The 17631-nt window shown below is 52.2% G+C and carries 17 protein-coding genes; 15 read left to right on the plus strand and 2 right to left on the minus strand.

The genetic code is table 11. The annotated features are described in order from the left end of the window. The first annotated feature begins 28 nt into the window (after nt 1–28). The 6 genes from corC to gltL all read left to right on the plus strand — a co-directional run bounded on the left by corC (nt 29) and on the right by gltL (nt 6038). On the plus strand, nt 29–907 hold the full coding sequence (gene corC / locus NNO04_RS04485; protein ID WP_162382563.1) for a CNNM family magnesium/cobalt transport protein CorC: 879 nt from the start codon (nt 29–31) through the stop codon (nt 905–907). A gap of 19 nt (nt 908–926) precedes the next feature. After that, the gene (gene lnt / locus NNO04_RS04490; protein WP_271443654.1) at nt 927–2465 is read left to right on the plus strand and encodes an apolipoprotein N-acyltransferase; all 1539 of its coding nucleotides are present in this window, start codon (nt 927–929) and stop codon (nt 2463–2465) included. A 365-nt stretch (nt 2466–2830) separates the two neighbouring features. After that, a complete protein-coding gene (locus NNO04_RS04495) occupies nt 2831–3739 on the plus strand; it encodes an amino acid ABC transporter substrate-binding protein (protein ID WP_271443655.1) in 909 nt (302 codons plus the stop codon). A 159-nt stretch (nt 3740–3898) separates the two neighbouring features. Then, on the plus strand, nt 3899–4639 hold the full coding sequence (gene gltJ, locus NNO04_RS04500) for a glutamate/aspartate ABC transporter permease GltJ (RefSeq protein WP_271443656.1): 741 nt from the start codon (nt 3899–3901) through the stop codon (nt 4637–4639). Continuing rightward, the gene (gltK, locus tag NNO04_RS04505) at nt 4639–5313 is read left to right on the plus strand and encodes a glutamate/aspartate ABC transporter permease GltK (RefSeq protein ID WP_271443657.1); all 675 of its coding nucleotides are present in this window, start codon (nt 4639–4641) and stop codon (nt 5311–5313) included. Before gltJ ends, gltK begins: the two co-directional genes overlap by 1 nt. Then, nucleotides 5313–6038 (plus strand): glutamate/aspartate ABC transporter ATP-binding protein GltL, encoded by a 726-nt coding sequence (gene gltL, locus NNO04_RS04510; RefSeq protein ID WP_162382568.1) that lies wholly within the window; start codon nt 5313–5315, stop codon nt 6036–6038. Before gltK ends, gltL begins: the two co-directional genes overlap by 1 nt. A 130-nt stretch (nt 6039–6168) precedes the next feature. Here gltL and NNO04_RS04515 read toward each other — a convergent pair whose 3' ends face one another. Continuing rightward, nucleotides 6169–6651: a zinc ribbon-containing protein gene (locus NNO04_RS04515; RefSeq protein ID WP_162382569.1), complete on the minus strand. Its 483-nt coding sequence runs from the start codon at nt 6649–6651 to the stop codon at nt 6169–6171. 235 nt (nt 6652–6886) lie between these two features. On the opposite strand from NNO04_RS04515, the gene leuS reads away from it, so the two are divergent. Genes leuS through nadD form a run of 4 tightly spaced genes read left to right on the plus strand, consistent with a single transcriptional unit; the run spans nt 6887 to nt 11751 of the window. Then, the gene (leuS, locus tag NNO04_RS04520; RefSeq protein ID WP_271443658.1) at nt 6887–9469 is read left to right on the plus strand and encodes a leucine--tRNA ligase; all 2583 of its coding nucleotides are present in this window, start codon (nt 6887–6889) and stop codon (nt 9467–9469) included. A 14-nt stretch (nt 9470–9483) separates the two neighbouring features. Next, nucleotides 9484–10077 (plus strand): LPS assembly lipoprotein LptE, encoded by a 594-nt coding sequence (lptE, locus tag NNO04_RS04525; protein ID WP_271443659.1) that lies wholly within the window; start codon nt 9484–9486, stop codon nt 10075–10077. Beyond that, nucleotides 10077–11108: a DNA polymerase III subunit delta gene (gene holA, locus NNO04_RS04530; protein WP_271443660.1), complete on the plus strand. Its 1032-nt coding sequence runs from the start codon at nt 10077–10079 to the stop codon at nt 11106–11108. The genes lptE and holA overlap by 1 nt, the downstream gene beginning before the upstream one ends. 1 nt (nt 11109) lies before the next feature. Next, nucleotides 11110–11751: a nicotinate-nucleotide adenylyltransferase gene (nadD, locus tag NNO04_RS04535; RefSeq protein ID WP_271443661.1), complete on the plus strand. Its 642-nt coding sequence runs from the start codon at nt 11110–11112 to the stop codon at nt 11749–11751. Here the strand turns inward: nadD and cobD are convergent. Continuing rightward, nucleotides 11726–12820, minus strand: coding sequence for a threonine-phosphate decarboxylase CobD (gene cobD / locus NNO04_RS04540; RefSeq protein WP_271443662.1), 1095 nt, complete (start codon nt 12818–12820; stop codon nt 11726–11728). The two genes, nadD and cobD, sit on opposite strands and share 26 nt — an antisense overlap. 99 nt (nt 12821–12919) lie before the next feature. Here cobD and NNO04_RS04545 point away from each other — a divergent pair, with 99 nt between their 5' ends. The 5 genes from NNO04_RS04545 (at nt 12920) to mrdB (ending at nt 17626) form a co-directional block, all read left to right on the plus strand. Continuing rightward, a complete protein-coding gene (locus NNO04_RS04545; protein ID WP_271443663.1) occupies nt 12920–13531 on the plus strand; it encodes an adenosylcobalamin/alpha-ribazole phosphatase in 612 nt (203 codons plus the stop codon). Between the two features lie 258 nt (nt 13532–13789). Further along, a complete protein-coding gene (gene rsfS, locus NNO04_RS04550; RefSeq protein WP_162382576.1) occupies nt 13790–14107 on the plus strand; it encodes a ribosome silencing factor in 318 nt (105 codons plus the stop codon). 3 nt (nt 14108–14110) lie between these two features. Continuing rightward, nucleotides 14111–14578 carry a 23S rRNA (pseudouridine(1915)-N(3))-methyltransferase RlmH gene (gene rlmH, locus NNO04_RS04555; protein WP_003022725.1) on the plus strand — a complete coding sequence of 156 codons (468 nt, stop codon included), beginning with the start codon at nt 14111–14113 and terminating at the stop codon, nt 14576–14578. Nucleotides 14579–14609: 31 nt separating this feature from the next. Further along, complete coding sequence (gene mrdA / locus NNO04_RS04560; protein ID WP_271443664.1) at nt 14610–16511, plus strand: peptidoglycan DD-transpeptidase MrdA; 1902 nt, start codon at nt 14610–14612, stop codon at nt 16509–16511. A 2-nt stretch (nt 16512–16513) separates the two neighbouring features. Next, entirely contained in the window at nt 16514–17626 is a 1113-nt protein-coding gene (gene mrdB, locus NNO04_RS04565) for a peptidoglycan glycosyltransferase MrdB (RefSeq protein WP_162382578.1), read from the plus strand. The last annotated feature ends 5 nt before the right edge of the window (nt 17627–17631 follow it).

The following is a 17631-nucleotide window of genomic DNA, read 5'->3' on the forward strand; positions in this document are numbered from 1 at the left end:
TAACTCACATGAGAACCCATACGACGCCATGAGCGACGACAATTCACACAGTAGTGACACATTAAACAGCAAAAAGGGATTTTTCTCCCTGTTACTGAGCCAACTGTTCCACGGTGAACCGAAAAACCGTGACGAACTGCTGGCGCTGATCCGTGATTCCGGGCAGAACGAGCTTATCGATGAAGATACGCGCGACATGCTCGAAGGGGTGATGGACATTGCGGACCAACGCGTTCGTGACATCATGATCCCCCGTTCCCAGATGATTACCCTGAAACGCAACCAAACCCTGGACGAGTGCCTTGATGTCATCATCGAGTCTGCTCACTCGCGTTTTCCGGTAATTAGCGAAGACAAAGATCACATTGAAGGGATTCTGATGGCGAAGGATTTGCTGCCATTTATGCGCAGCGATGCCGACGCGTTCAGCATGGAAAAAGTGTTACGCCAGGCAGTTGTCGTACCTGAGAGTAAGCGTGTTGACCGCATGCTGAAGGAGTTTCGCTCTCAGCGTTACCATATGGCGATCGTCATTGACGAATTCGGTGGTGTTTCGGGTCTGGTGACCATTGAAGATATTCTCGAACTGATTGTCGGTGAAATTGAAGACGAGTACGACGAAGAAGACGATATCGACTTCCGTCAACTCAGTCGCCACACCTGGACCATTCGCGCGCTGGCGCCAATTGAAGACTTCAACGAGGCCTTCGGCACCCACTTTAGCGATGAAGAGGTCGACACCATTGGTGGACTGGTCATGCAGGCGTTTGGTCATCTGCCAGCGCGTGGTGAAACCATCGACATTGATGGTTACCAGTTCAAAGTGGCGATGGCCGATAGCCGTCGTATTATTCAGGTTCATGTCAGAATTCCGGATGACTCACCTCAGCCGAAACTGGACGAATAAAACCAGGATTGGACTTAACATGGCATTTGCCTCATTGATTGAACGCCAGCGCATTCGCCTGCTGCTGGCGTTATTATTCGGCGTCTGCGGGACGCTGGCCTTTTCTCCGTATGACCTCTGGCCTGCCGCGATAGTATCGCTCATGGGTTTGCAGGCTCTAACCTTAAATCGCCGCCCGCTTCAGTCTGCCGCCGTAGGGTATTTCTGGGGACTGGGGCTCTTCGGCTCCGGTATCAACTGGGTTTACGTTAGCATTGCGCAGTTTGGCGGCATGCCCGGTCCAGTCAACGTCTTTCTCGTGGTGCTGCTGGCCGCTTATCTCTCGCTTTATACAGGGCTTTTTGCCGGCGTACTATCACGCTTGTGGCCAAAAACCACCTGGCTGCGCGTGGCGATTGCCGCCCCCGTTGTCTGGCAAATAACGGAATTCCTGCGCGGCTGGGTATTAACCGGCTTCCCGTGGCTGCAGTTCGGTTATAGCCAGATTGACGGTCCGCTGAAAGGGCTGGCGCCGGTCATGGGTGTGGAAGCCATTAACTTCCTGTTGATGATGGTTAGCGGTCTGTTGGTACTGGCTATCGCCACTCGCCACTGGCGTCCCTTTGTCGTGGCTGCGGTGCTTTTCGCCCTTCCCTTCCCACTGCGCTATATCCAGTGGTATACCCCTGAGCCGGAAAAAACCATTCAGGTTTCCATGGTTCAGGGCGATATCCCTCAATCGCTGAAGTGGGATGAGAATCAGTTGGTCAACACGCTAAAAATCTATCTTGATGCCACACAGCCAGAGCTAGGGAAATCACAGTTGATTATCTGGCCAGAGTCCGCCATTCCGGATCTGGAAATGAATCAGCAGCGTTTTCTTGGCATGATGGATGACCTGCTGAAATCGAAAAACAGTACGCTGATTACCGGTATTGTTGATGCGCGTCTGAACAACAAAAACCGTTACGATACGTACAACACCATCATCACGCTGGGCAAAGACAGTCCGTATAGCTACGACTCCACCAATCGCTATAACAAAAACCACCTTGTCCCGTTTGGCGAGTTTGTGCCGCTGGAATCTATTCTGCGCCCGCTTGCACCGTTCTTTGACCTGCCGATGTCGTCATTCAGTCGTGGGCCATATGTGCAGCCACAGCTGCATGCGCACGGCTTCAAACTGACTGCCGCCATTTGCTACGAAATTATTCTCGGCGAACAGGTTCGTGACAACTTCCGCCCTGATACCGATTACCTGCTGACCATCTCGAATGACGCCTGGTTTGGTAAATCGATTGGTCCGTGGCAGCACTTCCAGATGGCGCGGATGCGTTCACTGGAGCTGGCGCGTCCGCTGCTGCGCAGTACCAATAACGGTATTACGGCAGTCATTGGGCCGCAGGGTGATATCCAGGCGATGATCCCGCAGTTTACCCGTCAGGTATTGACCACCAGCGTCACGCCAACGACGGGCCTGACGCCATACGCCCGCACTGGCAACTGGCCGCTGTGGATAATCACCGCATTGTTGGGTTTTGGTGCTGTGGTAATGAGTCTGCGCCAGCGTCGTAAGTAATCCCCATCCCCTATTGCCCGGTGGCGCTTCGCCTACCGGGCCTACAACTCTCCTCCCACATTCCATTCTGGCACGCCTATTGCTTTGTTATGCAAAGCAAATGCGTTTTTGGCCGATTGTGCAACCCGGTCGCACCAACTTCATTCTCTGGTAGCGCCAAAATAGTGCAATGACAAATTTTTGCCTCTAAACGGTGCGGCGCACTTCGCAAAAATAAACAATAACGCAGCAATATCTTTACATTAAGCCAGACTAAATGTTAACAAACAATCATAACACTGCACATTAAAGTTGCAGGTGATAACAACACAGACACTCACAATGGGTATCAATGCGTTTTTGACGCAGACGATAAGGAGTTGGATATGCAATTACGTAAGCTGGCCACAGCAATGCTGGTGATGGGAATGTCTGCCGGTCTGGCGCATGCAGAAGATGCAGCACCCGCCGCAGGTAGCACGCTGGAAAAAATCGCGAAAAACGATGTCATTGTCGTCGGTCATCGCGAATCTTCTGTTCCGTTCTCTTATTACGATAACCAGCAGAAAGTGGTGGGTTATTCACAGGATTACTCCAACGCTATCGTTGAAGCCGTGAAGAAAAAGCTCAACAAGCCTGACCTGCAGGTGAAGCTGATCCCAATCACCTCTCAGAACCGTATTCCGCTACTGCAAAACGGCACATTCGACTTTGAATGTGGCTCCACCACCAACAACCTTGAGCGTCAGAAACAAGCGGCCTTCTCCGATACCATTTTCGTAGTCGGTACCCGTCTGCTGGCGAAAAAAGGCGGTGATATTAAAGATTTCCCGGACCTGAAAGGGAAAGCGGTCGTCGTCACCTCCGGTACAACCTCCGAAGTGCTGCTGCATAAACTGAACGAAGAACAAAAAATGGATATGCGCATCATCAGCGCGAAGGACCATGGCGACTCCTTCCGTACCCTGGAAAGCGGTCGCGCGGTTGCCTTTATGATGGATGACGCGTTGTTGGCAGGCGAACGCGCGAAAGCGAAGAAACCGGACAACTGGGAAATCGTCGGCAAGCCGCAATCTCAGGAAGCTTACGGCTGTATGCTGCGTAAAGACGATCCCGAGTTTAAAAAGCTGATGGATGAGACGATCGCTAAGGCACAGACCTCAGGTGAAGCGGAGAAATGGTTTGCCAAATGGTTTAAAAACCCGATCCCACCGAAGAACCTGAATATGAATTTTGAACTGTCTGAGCAGATGAAAGCTCTGTTCAAAGAACCGAATGATAAAGCGCTTAACTAACTAAAATAAATGGGAGGTTTTCCCTCCCTCTCGATTGCTGCTCAGCACGGACAGACTATATGTCAGGTGGTCGTTCCCCACCTGGCCTGAAAACCGCAAATCGCTGAGCAACAATCTTCGAGGGTAGCGCTGCTACCCTTTTTTTTCAGGAGTAGATTTATGTCTATAGACTGGAACTGGGGAATTTTTTTACAACAAGCCCCGTTCGGCAACACCACCTATCTCGGCTGGCTCTGGAGCGGCTTTCAGGTCACCGTCGCGTTATCCATTAGCGCCTGGATTATTGCTTTCCTGGTCGGATCCTTATTCGGTATCCTGCGCACCGTTCCTAACCGCTTCCTCTCCAGCCTCGGCACGCTGTATGTAGAACTGTTTCGTAACGTTCCGCTGATTGTTCAATTTTTTACCTGGTATCTGGTGATCCCTGAACTGCTGCCCGAAAATATCGGCATGTGGTTCAAGTCTGAGCTGGACCCCAACATTCAATTCTTTCTCTCTTCCCTGTTTTGCCTGGGGTTGTTTACTGCCGCACGTGTTTGCGAACAGGTTCGTGCCGCTATCCAGTCACTGCCGCGCGGGCAAAAAAATGCTGCGCTGGCCATGGGCCTGACACTGCCGCAGGCGTATCGCTATGTTTTGCTGCCGAATGCGTATCGCGTGATTGTGCCGCCAATGACGTCAGAAATGATGAACCTGGTGAAAAACTCAGCCATCGCCTCCACGATTGGTCTGGTGGATATGGCCGCCCAGGCGGGTAAACTGCTGGATTACTCCGCTCACGCCTGGGAATCGTTTACCGCCATTACGCTGGCGTATGTATTGATTAACGCCTTCATCATGCTGGTGATGAATCTGGTGGAACGCAAAATCCGCCTGCCTGGCAATATAGGAGGCAAATAATGTACGAGTTTGACTGGAGTTCCATTGTTCCCTCCATGCCTTATCTGCTGGAAGGACTGGTCATTACCCTGAAAATTACCGTGACTGCCGTTATCATCGGGATTGTCTGGGGAACCGTGCTCGCGGTAATGCGACTTTCCAGCTTTGCGCCTGTTGCCTGGTTTGCCAAAGCCTACGTCAACGTATTCCGCTCCATCCCACTGGTGATGGTTCTGCTGTGGTTTTACCTGATTGTACCGGGGCTGCTACAGGATGTTCTTGGGCTCTCGCCGAAAGCCGATATTCGGCTGATTTCAGCGATGGTCGCGTTTTCCATGTTTGAAGCGGCATATTATTCAGAGATTATCCGTGCTGGTATCCAGAGTATTTCACGCGGTCAGTCCAGTGCGGCACTGGCATTAGGAATGACGCACTGGCAGTCGATGAAACTGATCATACTGCCGCAGGCGTTTCGCGCGATGGTGCCATTGCTGCTCACCCAGGGGATTGTGCTCTTCCAGGATACCTCCCTGGTCTACGTATTGAGTCTGGCGGACTTCTTCCGTACCGCCTCTACCATTGGCGAACGCGACGGTACGCAGGTCGAAATGATCCTGTTCGCGGGCGCCGTCTATTTTGTGATTAGCCTGAGCGCGTCGTTGTTGGTCAGCTATCTGAAGAAAAGGACAGTTTAATGATTACCCTGAAAAATGTTTCTAAATGGTATGGTCACTTTCAGGTGCTGACCGACTGCTCTACCGAAGTGCAAAAAGGGGAAGTGGTGGTCGTGTGCGGCCCTTCGGGTTCCGGCAAATCGACGCTGATCAAAACGGTAAATGGGCTGGAGCCTGTTCAACAGGGGGAAATTACCGTAGACGGCACCGTCGTTAACGATAAAAAAACGGATCTGGCGAAACTACGCTCTCGTGTAGGGATGGTTTTCCAGCACTTTGAACTGTTCCCGCACCTGTCCATCATTGAAAACCTGACGCTGGCGCAAGTCAAAGTCCTCAAGCGCGAGAAAGAACCGGCCCGCAAAAAGGCGCTGAAACTACTTGAACGTGTGGGTCTTTCTGCACATGCCGATAAGTTTCCGGCGCAGCTTTCCGGGGGGCAGCAGCAGCGTGTGGCGATCGCCCGTGCCTTGTGTATGGATCCCATCGCGATGTTGTTTGATGAGCCGACTTCCGCACTCGATCCGGAAATGATCAATGAAGTGCTGGATGTCATGGTAGAGCTGGCACATGAAGGCATGACCATGATGGTGGTGACTCACGAGATGGGATTTGCCCGCAAAGTGGCCAATCGGGTCATCTTTATGGATGAAGGCAAAATCGTCGAAGACTCGGAAAAAGAGGCCTTCTTCGCCAACCCGAAATCAGAACGCGCCAAAGATTTCCTCGCCAAAATCCTGCATTAATCTTGCTGGCAGAGAGGTTCACTTTTTACGCCTGAACGATGCCGGATGGCGCTAACGCTTATCCGGCCTACGCAACAGTTCATTTGTAGGCCGGATAAGACGCGTCAGCGTCGCCATCCGGCACAATGCATTACGGCTCAAACGGTCTACGCTGGAACTGGTCGTGACCACATTTCGGACACAGCGGCAGCACATCCGGGGTGTAGACCGCTAAATGGAAATGGCATTTTTCACAGACCAGATTGCCAAGCCCCACCACCTCTCCGCTGTGATAGACGCCGTGGTGACTCAAATCCTGAAAAACTTCACGCCATTCAAGCTGCGTTTTGTCGGTAATATCGGCCAGTTCCTGCCAGATGCTCTCTTTGATAACCCGCATAAAAACGCTGTCGGTTTCCTCGCTCTGGCTCTCCTCGTAACTCATGGCGAACTCTTCCAGGTCTCGTCTGACCGCACGCGTGAGTTCGTCCACCTCCGTTCGTGTTAACTCCCCTGCCTGCAAAACACGTTGGCGCGCCTGTGCTACCAACGCGTCAATATCTCGTTCGCCATTTCGCAAGCGTTCGCTTAATGACGCCACCAGTTCACGGTAATATTGAGCAACCTTGTTCATCACTTCGCCTCCTGGGTCGTTAACTGTCTATAATAATAGACGTTATTTGTGCTTCACTCTGCAAGAGTGCCCACAGAGTATGTAAATTCGTGCAAGAATTATCCTTACGGGAATTCAGAGCAGAATGCGCGAAAGGCTGTTTTGACGCGGGCGTTTGGGCTATGCTATGCGGATCTGAAACACCACCTCTAAGGCTACGTTTGTAGCTGTATTGAAAACAGGACCACTGGCTGCCATGCAAGAGCAATACCGCCCGGAAGAGATAGAATCCAAAGTACAGCTTCACTGGGATGAGAAGCGCACATTTGAAGTAACCGAAGACGAGAGCAAAGAGAAGTATTACTGCCTGTCTATGCTTCCCTATCCTTCTGGTCGACTACACATGGGCCACGTACGTAACTACACCATTGGTGACGTGATCGCCCGTTACCAGCGCATGCTGGGCAAAAACGTCCTGCAGCCTATCGGCTGGGATGCGTTCGGTCTGCCTGCAGAAGGCGCGGCGGTAAAAAATAACACCGCCCCGGCCCCGTGGACGTATGACAACATCGCCTACATGAAAAACCAGCTCAAAATGCTGGGCTTCGGCTATGACTGGAGCCGTGAACTGGCGACCTGCACCCCGGAATACTACCGTTGGGAGCAAAAATTCTTCACCGAGCTGTACAAAAAAGGGCTGGTGTATAAGAAAACGTCGGCGGTGAACTGGTGCCCTAACGACCAGACCGTACTGGCGAACGAACAGGTGATCGACGGCTGCTGCTGGCGCTGTGACACCAAAGTTGAGCGTAAAGAGATCCCGCAGTGGTTTATTAAAATCACCGCTTACGCCGACGAACTGCTGCGCGATCTGGACAACCTGGATCACTGGCCAGATACCGTTAAGACCATGCAGCGTAACTGGATTGGTCGCTCTGAAGGCGTAGAAATCACCTTCAACGTGACAGGCTATGACAACACACTGACCGTTTATACCACCCGTCCAGACACCTTTATGGGCGCGACGTATCTGGCGGTTGCTGCAGGTCACCCACTGGCGCAGAAAGCGGCCGAGAATAACCCACAACTGGCGTCCTTTATCGACGAATGCCGTAATACCAAACTTGCCGAAGCAGATATGGCGACCATGGAGAAGAAAGGCGTTGATACTGGCTTTAAAGCGGTTCATCCGTTAACGGGTGAAGAGATCCCGGTATGGGCGGCAAACTTTGTCCTGATGGAATACGGTACTGGCGCCGTGATGGCGGTTCCTGGTCACGACCAGCGCGATTACGAGTTTGCATCAAAATACGGTCTGAATATCAAACCGGTTATCCTGGCGGCTGATGGTTCCGAACCGGACCTGTCTGAGCAAGCGCTGACCGAGAAAGGCGTTTTGTTTAACTCTGGTGAATTCAGCGGCCTGAGTTTTGAAGAAGGTTTCAATGCTATCGCCGACAAATTGACGGCGATAGGCATGGGTGAGCGTAAAGTTAACTACCGTCTGCGCGACTGGGGCGTTTCCCGTCAGCGTTACTGGGGTGCACCGATCCCAATGGTGACACTGGAAGACGGTACTGTACTGCCGACCCCGGAAGATCAACTGCCAGTGATTCTGCCAGAAGATGTGGTAATGGACGGTATCACCAGCCCGATCAAAGCCGACCCTGAGTGGGCAAAAACCACCGTTAACGGTCAGCCAGCGCTGCGCGAAACGGACACCTTCGACACCTTTATGGAGTCCTCCTGGTACTACGCGCGCTACACCTGTCCGCAGTACAACGACGGGATGCTGGATCCGGAAGCGGCAAACTACTGGCTGCCGGTCGACATCTACATCGGTGGTATTGAACACGCCATCATGCACCTGCTCTATTTCCGCTTCTTCCACAAGCTGATGCGCGATGCAGGGATGGTCAACTCTGACGAACCGGCTAAGCAGTTGCTGTGTCAGGGGATGGTGCTGGCAGACGCCTTCTACTATGTTGGCGAGAACGGCGAGCGTAACTGGGTTTCTCCGGTTGATGCTATCGTTGAGCGTGACGAAAAAGGTCGTATTGTTAAAGCCAAAGATGCTGCGGGTCATGAGCTGGTGTATACCGGCATGAGCAAAATGTCCAAGTCCAAGAATAACGGTATCGACCCGCAGGTGATGGTTGAACGTTACGGCGCGGACACTGTGCGTCTGTTTATGATGTTTGCGTCCCCGGCTGATATGACGCTGGAGTGGCAGGAATCCGGTGTTGAAGGCGCAAACCGCTTCCTGAAACGTGTCTGGAAACTGGTTTACGAACATACCTCTCAGGGCGATGTTGTTGCACTGAATGTCGGCAGTCTGAGTGAAGATCAAAAAGCGCTGCGCCGTGACGTGCATAAAACCATTGCGAAAGTGACCGATGATATTGGTCGTCGTCAGACCTTCAACACCGCGATTGCAGCGATTATGGAGTTGATGAACAAACTGGCGAAAGCACCGACAGAAAGCGAGCAAGACCGTGCCCTGATGCAGGAAGCGCTGCTGGCGGTTGTCCGTATGCTCAACCCGTTCACACCGCATGCAAGCTTTACCTTGTGGCAGGCGCTGAAAGGCGAAGGCGATATCGATAACGCTCCGTGGCCAGTGGCTGACGAAAGCGCTATGGTTGAAGACTCCACGCTGGTTGTGGTTCAGGTCAATGGCAAAGTCCGTGGCAAAATCACCGTTCCGGTGAATGCAACTGAAGAACAGGTTCGCGAACGTGCTGGCCAGGAACATCTGGTGGCAAAATATCTTGATGGGGTTACCGTACGTAAAGTGATTTACGTTCCGGGTAAACTTCTCAATCTGGTCGTTGGCTAAGCGCGGGAGGAAGCGTGCGATTTCTGACAACATTGGTGTTATCTCTGGCGGTGCTGGCCACCGCCGGATGTGGCTGGCACCTGCGTAATACCACGCAGGTACCAACCACGATGAAAACCATGATTCTGGACTCAGGCGATCCAAACGGTCCGTTAAGCCGTGCGGTGCGTAATCAGTTACGTCTGAATGATATCGAATTGCTTGATAAAGATACGATGCGTCAGGATGTTCCGTCGTTGCGCCTGGGCCGGGTGAGTATCGCAAAAGATACAGCCTCTGTTTTCCGGGATGGTCAAACGGCGGAGTATCAAATGGTAATGACCGTTAACGCCAGCGTATTGGTTCCCGGGAATGACATTTATCCTATCAGCGTGAAGGTATATCGCTCGTTCTTCGATAACTCTCAGATGGCGCTGGCGAAGGATAACGAAGAGGAGATGATCATCAAAGAGATGTACGACAAGGCTGCCGAACAACTGATTCGTAAACTGCCAAGCGTTCATGTTGCTGATGTTCAGTCATCCAAAGAAGACGACAAGACTGTTGAGAGTTCAACCGTCGCTCCGGCAACCTCATCGTCACGCGTCACTACCACGCTGGGTAACTGATGCTTAAGTTGTACCCTGAACAACTCCGCGCACAGCTCAACGAAGGGCTGCGCGCGGCGTATTTATTACTGGGCAACGACCCGCTTCTGTTGCAGGAAAGCCAGGATGCTATCCGTCAGGTTGCTGCCGGAAAAGGATTTGAAGAACACCACACCTTCACGATCGATACCAGTACCGACTGGGATTCACTTTTCTCGTTATGTCAGGCCATGAGTCTGTTTGCCAGTCGGCAAACACTCCTTTTACTGCTCCCCGAGAATGGCCCCAACGCCGCCATCAACGAGCAACTCGCGACGCTAACGACTCTGCTGCATGACGATCTCCTGCTGATCGTTCGGGGCAATAAACTTACCAAAGCCCAGGAAAATGCAACATGGTATACCGCGCTGGCAGCGACAGGCGTGCAAGTCAGTTGCCAGACGCCGGAGCAAGCCCAGCTTCCGCGCTGGGTTGCCGCCCGGGCAAAGCAAAATGGTCTACAACTGGATGACGCGGCAAACCAACTGTTGTGTTACTGCTACGAAGGTAATCTGTTGGCGCTGGCGCAGGCACTGGAACGTCTGTCATTGTTGTGGCCCGACGGGAAACTCACGCTGCCGCGCGTGGAGCAAGCCGTTAACGATGCTGCCCATTTTACCCCTTTCCATTGGGTGGACGCCTTGCTGATGGGCAAAAGCAAACGCGCACTGCATATCTTGCAGCAGCTACGGCTCGAAGGCAGCGAACCCGTGATTCTGCTACGCACAATACAGCGTGAGTTACTGTTACTGGTTAACCTGAAACGACAATCTGCGCATACGCCGCTACGCGCCTTATTTGATAAGCATCGGGTATGGCAAAATCGCCGGGGCATGATTGGCGATGCGCTGAATCGCCTGAGCCAGACGCAACTCCGCCAGGCGGTACAGTTACTGACACGTACAGAAATTACGCTTAAACAAGATTATGGTCAGTCGGTGTGGGCTGAGCTGGAGGGACTCTCTCTCCTGCTCTGTCATAAAGCACTGGCCGATGTATTTATTGATGGTTGATATGAAATCACTGCAGGCTCTGTTTGGCGGCACCTTTGATCCGGTGCATTATGGTCATCTTAAACCCGTAGAGACACTGGCCAATTTGATCGGCTTATCCCGTGTCATTGTTATGCCCAACAACGTGCCGCCACATCGCCCGCAACCAGAAGCCTCTGCAATCCAACGCAAGCACATGCTTGAACTGGCTATCGCCGACAAACCGTTATTTGCACTGGATGAGCGTGAACTGAAGCGCCCCACCGCCTCTTACACCGCGCAAACGCTGCGCGAGTGGCGGATTGAGCAGGGCCCTGAATGCCCTCTGGCCTTTATCATCGGCCAGGACTCACTGCTCACCTTTCCCTCGTGGTATGACTATGAAACCATTCTGGACAATACTCATTTGATCGTCTGCCGGCGTCCGGGATACCCGCTACAGATGGCGAATGAGCAACATCAACAATGGCTGGAACGCCATCTGACGTCAGTGCCAGACGATTTACACCAGCAACCTGCGGGCAAAATCTATCTGGCAGAAACGCCATGGTTCAATATCTCCGCAACATTAATTCGCGAACGTCTGGAAAAAGGTGAGTCCTGCGATGATCTGATGCCAGAGTCGGTGCTGAACTACATCAATCAGCAGGGGCTGTATCGCTAAACACGCAGCTAAGCGCAGTGAGTACCCGATTATTCTCCTCGCAGCTACGAATCGCCACCCGATAAAAACGGGCATCAAGCCCCGGATAGTTGGCGCAACTGCGAATCAAAATATGTTGCTCCAGCAAAGCCTGTTGTAAATCAATGTCCTTTCGATCACACCGTAACAGAAGATAATTTGCCTGACCGGGATACACCGTCAGTCCCGGTAATGCTTGTAAAAGCGCATAAAATCGCTGCCCCTCTTGTGCCAGCCACTTCCATGTCGCCTGCTGATAAGCGGTATCCTGCAAAATAATCTCTCCGGCAAGCGCCGCAAACGCATTGATAGTCCACGGCATTTGCTGATGACGCATCTTCGCCACGGCACTTTCGTCGCTGTTGACCAGATACCCCAGACGCAGGCCCGGTATGGCGTAAAATTTGGTGAGCGAGCGTAGTACCCAGATATGCGGATGTTTTTCCAGCAGCGGAATAAATCCCTGTTGCTCAGGAATAAAATCAATGAACGCTTCGTCCAGGATCAGGGTGATCCCCAACGCTTTACAGCGTTCGGCGATCGACAAGATCAAATGGGGATCAGGCAGCAGCCCGGTCGGGTTGTTGGGCGTACAAAGAAAGAGGCAATCCAGTTCAGGCGTCAATGCGTCGAGGATCGCGTCAGTCAACTGCCAGCCATCGGCTTCGCGAAGCGCAAACTCATGAATCTGGCAATCCCCCCATTGTAGCGCCCGACGGTATTCGGCAAATCCAGGGGTCACAATCATCGCGTGGCGCGGTTTGAGTCCTTTCACCAGCGTAAAGATAGATTCCGTTTCGCCATTGCCCGCCAGAATCCACGCAGCAGGAATGCCGTGATGACGCGCCAGCGCCTGATGCAAACTGAAATATTCCACATCAGGATATTTCTCTGCACTGGCAAGATTGTCGATGATCGCGCGTTTTAGGCTTTCAGGCATACCCAGGGGATTGATATTTGCGCTAAAATCCAGCAGCTGTTCAGGCAAGATGCCCAACAATGCGGCGGCTTCCCGGGTGTTACCGCCATGTTCACTCTTCAGTAGAGACATCGTGCCGCTCCGGCTAAAAGCGTCTAGTTTATTGAAAAAAACCTTACGCAATCAGGGCGAATATCATGTTTTGCGTGAATAGGTATCAAGAGGTTAAAAATGCGACTCTGGTTAGTACGTCATGGGGAAACCGAAGCTAACGTAGCCGGGCTATACAGTGGCCATGCACCCACACCACTGACAGACAAAGGAATAGCGCAGGCCAGCACGTTGCATACATTGCTGCGTGATGTGCCTTTCGAGAAAGTGTTTTGCAGTGAACTGGAGCGCGCCCGCCACACCGCGCGGTTGGTCCTGCACGAACGCGACGTTCCGGTACGTATTTTACCCGAGCTTAATGAGATATTTTTTGGCGACTGGGAAATGCGACACCATCGCGATCTGGCACGTGAAGACGCGGAAAGCTACGCCGCCTGGTGCGCAGACTGGCAAAACGCCATTCCCACCAATGGCGAAGGTTTCCAGGCATTTTCGCAGCGAATCGAACGTTTCATCGCACAATTATCTGATTATAAAGAATATAATAACCTACTGGTGGTCAGCCACCAGGGCGTATTGAGCCTGCTGATTGCGCGGCTATTATCGATGCCCGCGACCTCGATATGGCATTTTCGGGTCGATCAGGGCTGCTGGAGCGCCATTGATTTCTGTGAAGATTTTGCCACCTTAAAGGTTTTGAACAGTCGGGCAGTCTGGAAGCAGGGTGAGTAAATCTCTCTTTTTTCACCTCAGAGGCATCGCTATCATTGACACCCCCTGACAGGCTGATATCCTCCGCAGCCAGACTTTTTTCGTCATTCAGAGCTTCGCAGAAATTGTTTTACAAAAATGGCGATGCATTCTGTTGCGTGGGGTGGGATGATAGCCCACTTTCTAAAGCCTGTTCGGTGACTTTTGTCCCGACATCGCCTCTGGTTCAGGTATACTAACGGGCCTTTTTATCTCTATTCATACACCCAGGGGGAAAACTTGCAGGGTAAAGCACTCCAGGATTTTGTTATTGACAAAATTGATGACCTGAAAGGTCAGGACATCATCGCCTTAGACGTTCAGGGTAAATCCAGTATTACCGACTGCATGATTATCTGCACCGGTACATCCAGCCGTCATGTTATGTCCATCGCCGATCACGTGGTACAGGAATCTCGCGCTGCCGGTATGCTGCCGCTCGGCGTTGAAGGTGAAAACGTCGCGGACTGGATCGTCGTTGACCTGGGCGATGTCATCGTTCATGTCATGCAGGAAGAGAGCCGTCGTCTGTACGAACTGGAAAAACTCTGGAGTTAATGCGTGAAGCTTCAACTTGTCGCTGTTGGAACGAAAATGCCGGACTGGGTACAAACGGGGTTTACGGAGTACCTTCGGCGTTTTCCAAAAGACATGCCTTTTGAGCTGATAGAAATTCCAGCGGGAAAGCGCGGCAAGAACGCGGACATTAAACGCATACTCGATAAAGAGGGTGAGCAGATGCTGGCCGCCGCAGGCAAAAACCGCATCGTCACCCTTGATATCCCTGGCAAACCCTGGGATACACCGCAACTGGCGACAGAACTGGAACGCTGGAAGCTGGATGGTCGCGACGTTAGCCTGCTGATTGGCGGCCCGGAGGGATTATCGCCAGCCTGTAAAGCGGCGGCAGAACAAAGCTGGTCCCTCTCTGCATTAACGCTTCCCCACCCTCTTGTTCGGGTGCTGGTCGCAGAGAGTCTGTACCGGGCGTGGAGCATTACCACCAATCACCCTTATCACCGTGAGTGATCGTTTAAGCCTTGAGTAGATTAAGCAGCGGATGAAACTACAGAATTCTTTTCGCGACTATACGGCTGAGTCCGCGCTGTTTGTGCGCCGGGCGCTGGTTGCCTTTTTGGGTATATTGCTGCTGACCGGCGTGCTCATCGCCAACCTTTATAATCTGCAAATCGTGCGTTTTACCGATTATCAGACCCGTTCAAATGAAAACCGTATAAAACTGGTGCCTATTGCCCCCAGTCGCGGGATTATATACGACCGTAACGGTATCCCCTTAGCCCTTAACCGCACCATTTATCAGATAGAAATGATGCCGGAAAAAGTGGATAACGTTCAGGAAACACTGGATGCGCTGCGTAATGTCGTCGATTTAAACGATGACGATGTCGCAGCCTTCAAAAAAGAGCGCGCACGCTCCCACCGCTTTACCTCTATTCCCGTTAAAACGAACCTGACAGAAGTTCAGGTGGCGCGTTTTGCCGTCAATCAGTACCGTTTTCCCGGCGTGGAAGTTAAAGGCTACAAACGTCGCTACTACCCGTATGGTTCTGCGCTGACCCACGTCATTGGCTACGTCTCGAAGATTAACGACAAAGATGTCGAGCGCCTTGATAAAGACGGTAAACTGGCCAACTATGCTGCAACGCATGATATCGGTAAGCTCGGTATTGAGCGTTATTACGAAGAGGTTCTTCACGGTCAGACGGGTTACGAAGAAGTTGAAGTCAACAACCGTGGTCGCGTGATCCGCCAGCTCAAAGAGGTGCCGCCGCAGGCCGGGCATGACATCTACCTGACGTTGGATCTTAAACTTCAACAATATATCGAAACGCTGCTGGCAGGCAGTCGTGCCGCTGTCGTGGTGACCGATCCCCGAACGGGCGGCGTACTGGCGATGGTCTCCATGCCAAGTTACGATCCTAATCTCTTTGTCGATGGCATCTCCAGCAAAGATTATTCAGGTTTGCTCAACGATCCGAATACCCCGCTGGTTAACCGCGCCACTCAGGGCGTTTATCCTCCCGCCTCAACGGTAAAACCGTATGTGATTGTCTCTGCGCTCAGCGCTGGCGTGATCAACCGCAATACCGGTCTGTTTGACCCAGGCTGGTGGCAATTGCCAGGTTCCGAGAAACGCTACCGCGACTGGAAAAAATGGGGTCATGGCCACCTTAACATCACAAAATCACTGGAAGAGTCGGCGGATACATTTTTCTATCAGATCGCCTATGACATGGGGATAGACCGCCTCTCCGAGTGGATGAGTAAGTTTGGTTACGGTCATTATACCGGGATCGACCTTGCCGAAGAGCGTTCCGGCAACATGCCTACCCGCGAGTGGAAGCAAAAGCGCTTTAAGAAGCCGTGGTATCAGGGTGATACCATTCCGGTGGGTATCGGTCAGGGATACTGGACCGCGACGCCAATCCAGATGAGTAAAGCGCTGATGATCCTTATCAACGACGGTGTGGTGAAGGTTCCCCATCTCCTGATGAGTACGACAGAAAATGGTAAACAGGTTCCCTGGGAGCAACCGCCAGAAAAACCTGTCGGCGATATCCATTCGGGTTACTGGGAACTGGCTAAAGATGGGATGTATGGCGTGGCAAACCGTGGGAACGGTACTGCGCATAAATACTTTGCCAGCGCGCCTTACAAAATTGCCGCAAAATCCGGTACCGCGCAGGTCTTTGGTCTGAAAGCCAACGAAACCTACAATGCGCACAAAATTGCCGAGCGTTTACGTGACCATAAACTGATGACGGCATTCGCACCGTACAACAATCCCCGGGTTGCCGTCGCCATGATCCTTGAAAACGGCGGTGCAGGTCCGGCGGTGGGTACAATCATGCGTCAAATCCTCGACCATATTATGTTGGGTGACAACAACACCAATTTGCCAGCGGAAAACCCAGCGGTTACAGCGGCGGAGGACCAATAATCATGACGGATAATCCGAACAAACGAACATTCTGGGACAAGATTCATATCGATCCCACTATGATGCTTATTCTGTTAGCGCTGCTGGTATACAGCTCACTGGTTATCTGGAGCGCCAGCGGCCAGGACATTGGCATGATGGAGCGAAAAATAGGGCAAATCGCCATGGGTCTGGTGGTCATGGTGGTGATGGCGCAGATCCCTCCCCGTGTCTACGAAGGCTGGGCGCCCTACCTGTATATTTTCTGTATTATTTTGTTGGTGGCGGTCGATGCCTTTGGCGCAATATCCAAAGGGGCGCAACGCTGGCTTGATCTTGGCATCGTACGCTTTCAACCCTCTGAGATTGCCAAAATAGCGGTCCCCCTGATGGTCGCGCGTTTTATCAACCGTGATGTCTGCCCGCCGTCATTAAAGAACACGGCGATCGCGCTGGTATTGATCTTCATGCCTACGCTGCTGGTTGCCGCACAGCCCGACCTTGGCACCTCAATTCTGGTCGCGCTTTCTGGTCTGTTTGTGCTTTTCCTTTCCGGCCTGAGCTGGCGACTGATTGGTGTTGCCGTGGTGCTGGTCGCCGCGTTTATTCCCATCTTGTGGTTCTTCCTGATGCATGACTATCAGCGCCAACGCGTGATGATGCTTCTCGATCCGGAAACCGACCCTTTAGGCGCGGGTTATCACATTATCCAGTCTAAAATTGCTATTGGCTCTGGTGGGCTGCGCGGTAAGGGCTGGTTACACGGTACTCAATCGCAATTGGAATTCTTGCCCGAACGCCATACCGACTTTATCTTCGCTGTACTGGCGGAAGAGCTCGGGCTGGTCGGAATCTTAATTCTGCTGGCACTATACATTCTGCTGATCATGCGCGGGTTGTGGATTGCCGCCAGAGCGCAAACCACCTTTGGCCGGGTCATGGCTGGCGGTTTGATGTTGATATTATTCGTTTATGTTTTCGTAAATATTGGTATGGTGAGCGGTATTCTGCCCGTTGTCGGAGTTCCACTCCCGCTGGTCAGTTATGGTGGCTCCGCACTGATAGTGCTGATGGCCGGGTTCGGGATTGTTATGTCGATCCACACCCACAGAAAAATGTTGTCGAAAAGCGTGTAAGGGGT

Source organism: Citrobacter sp. Awk 4, from assembly GCF_028069725.1.
In the GTDB taxonomy this organism is placed as follows: domain Bacteria; phylum Pseudomonadota; class Gammaproteobacteria; order Enterobacterales; family Enterobacteriaceae; genus Citrobacter_D.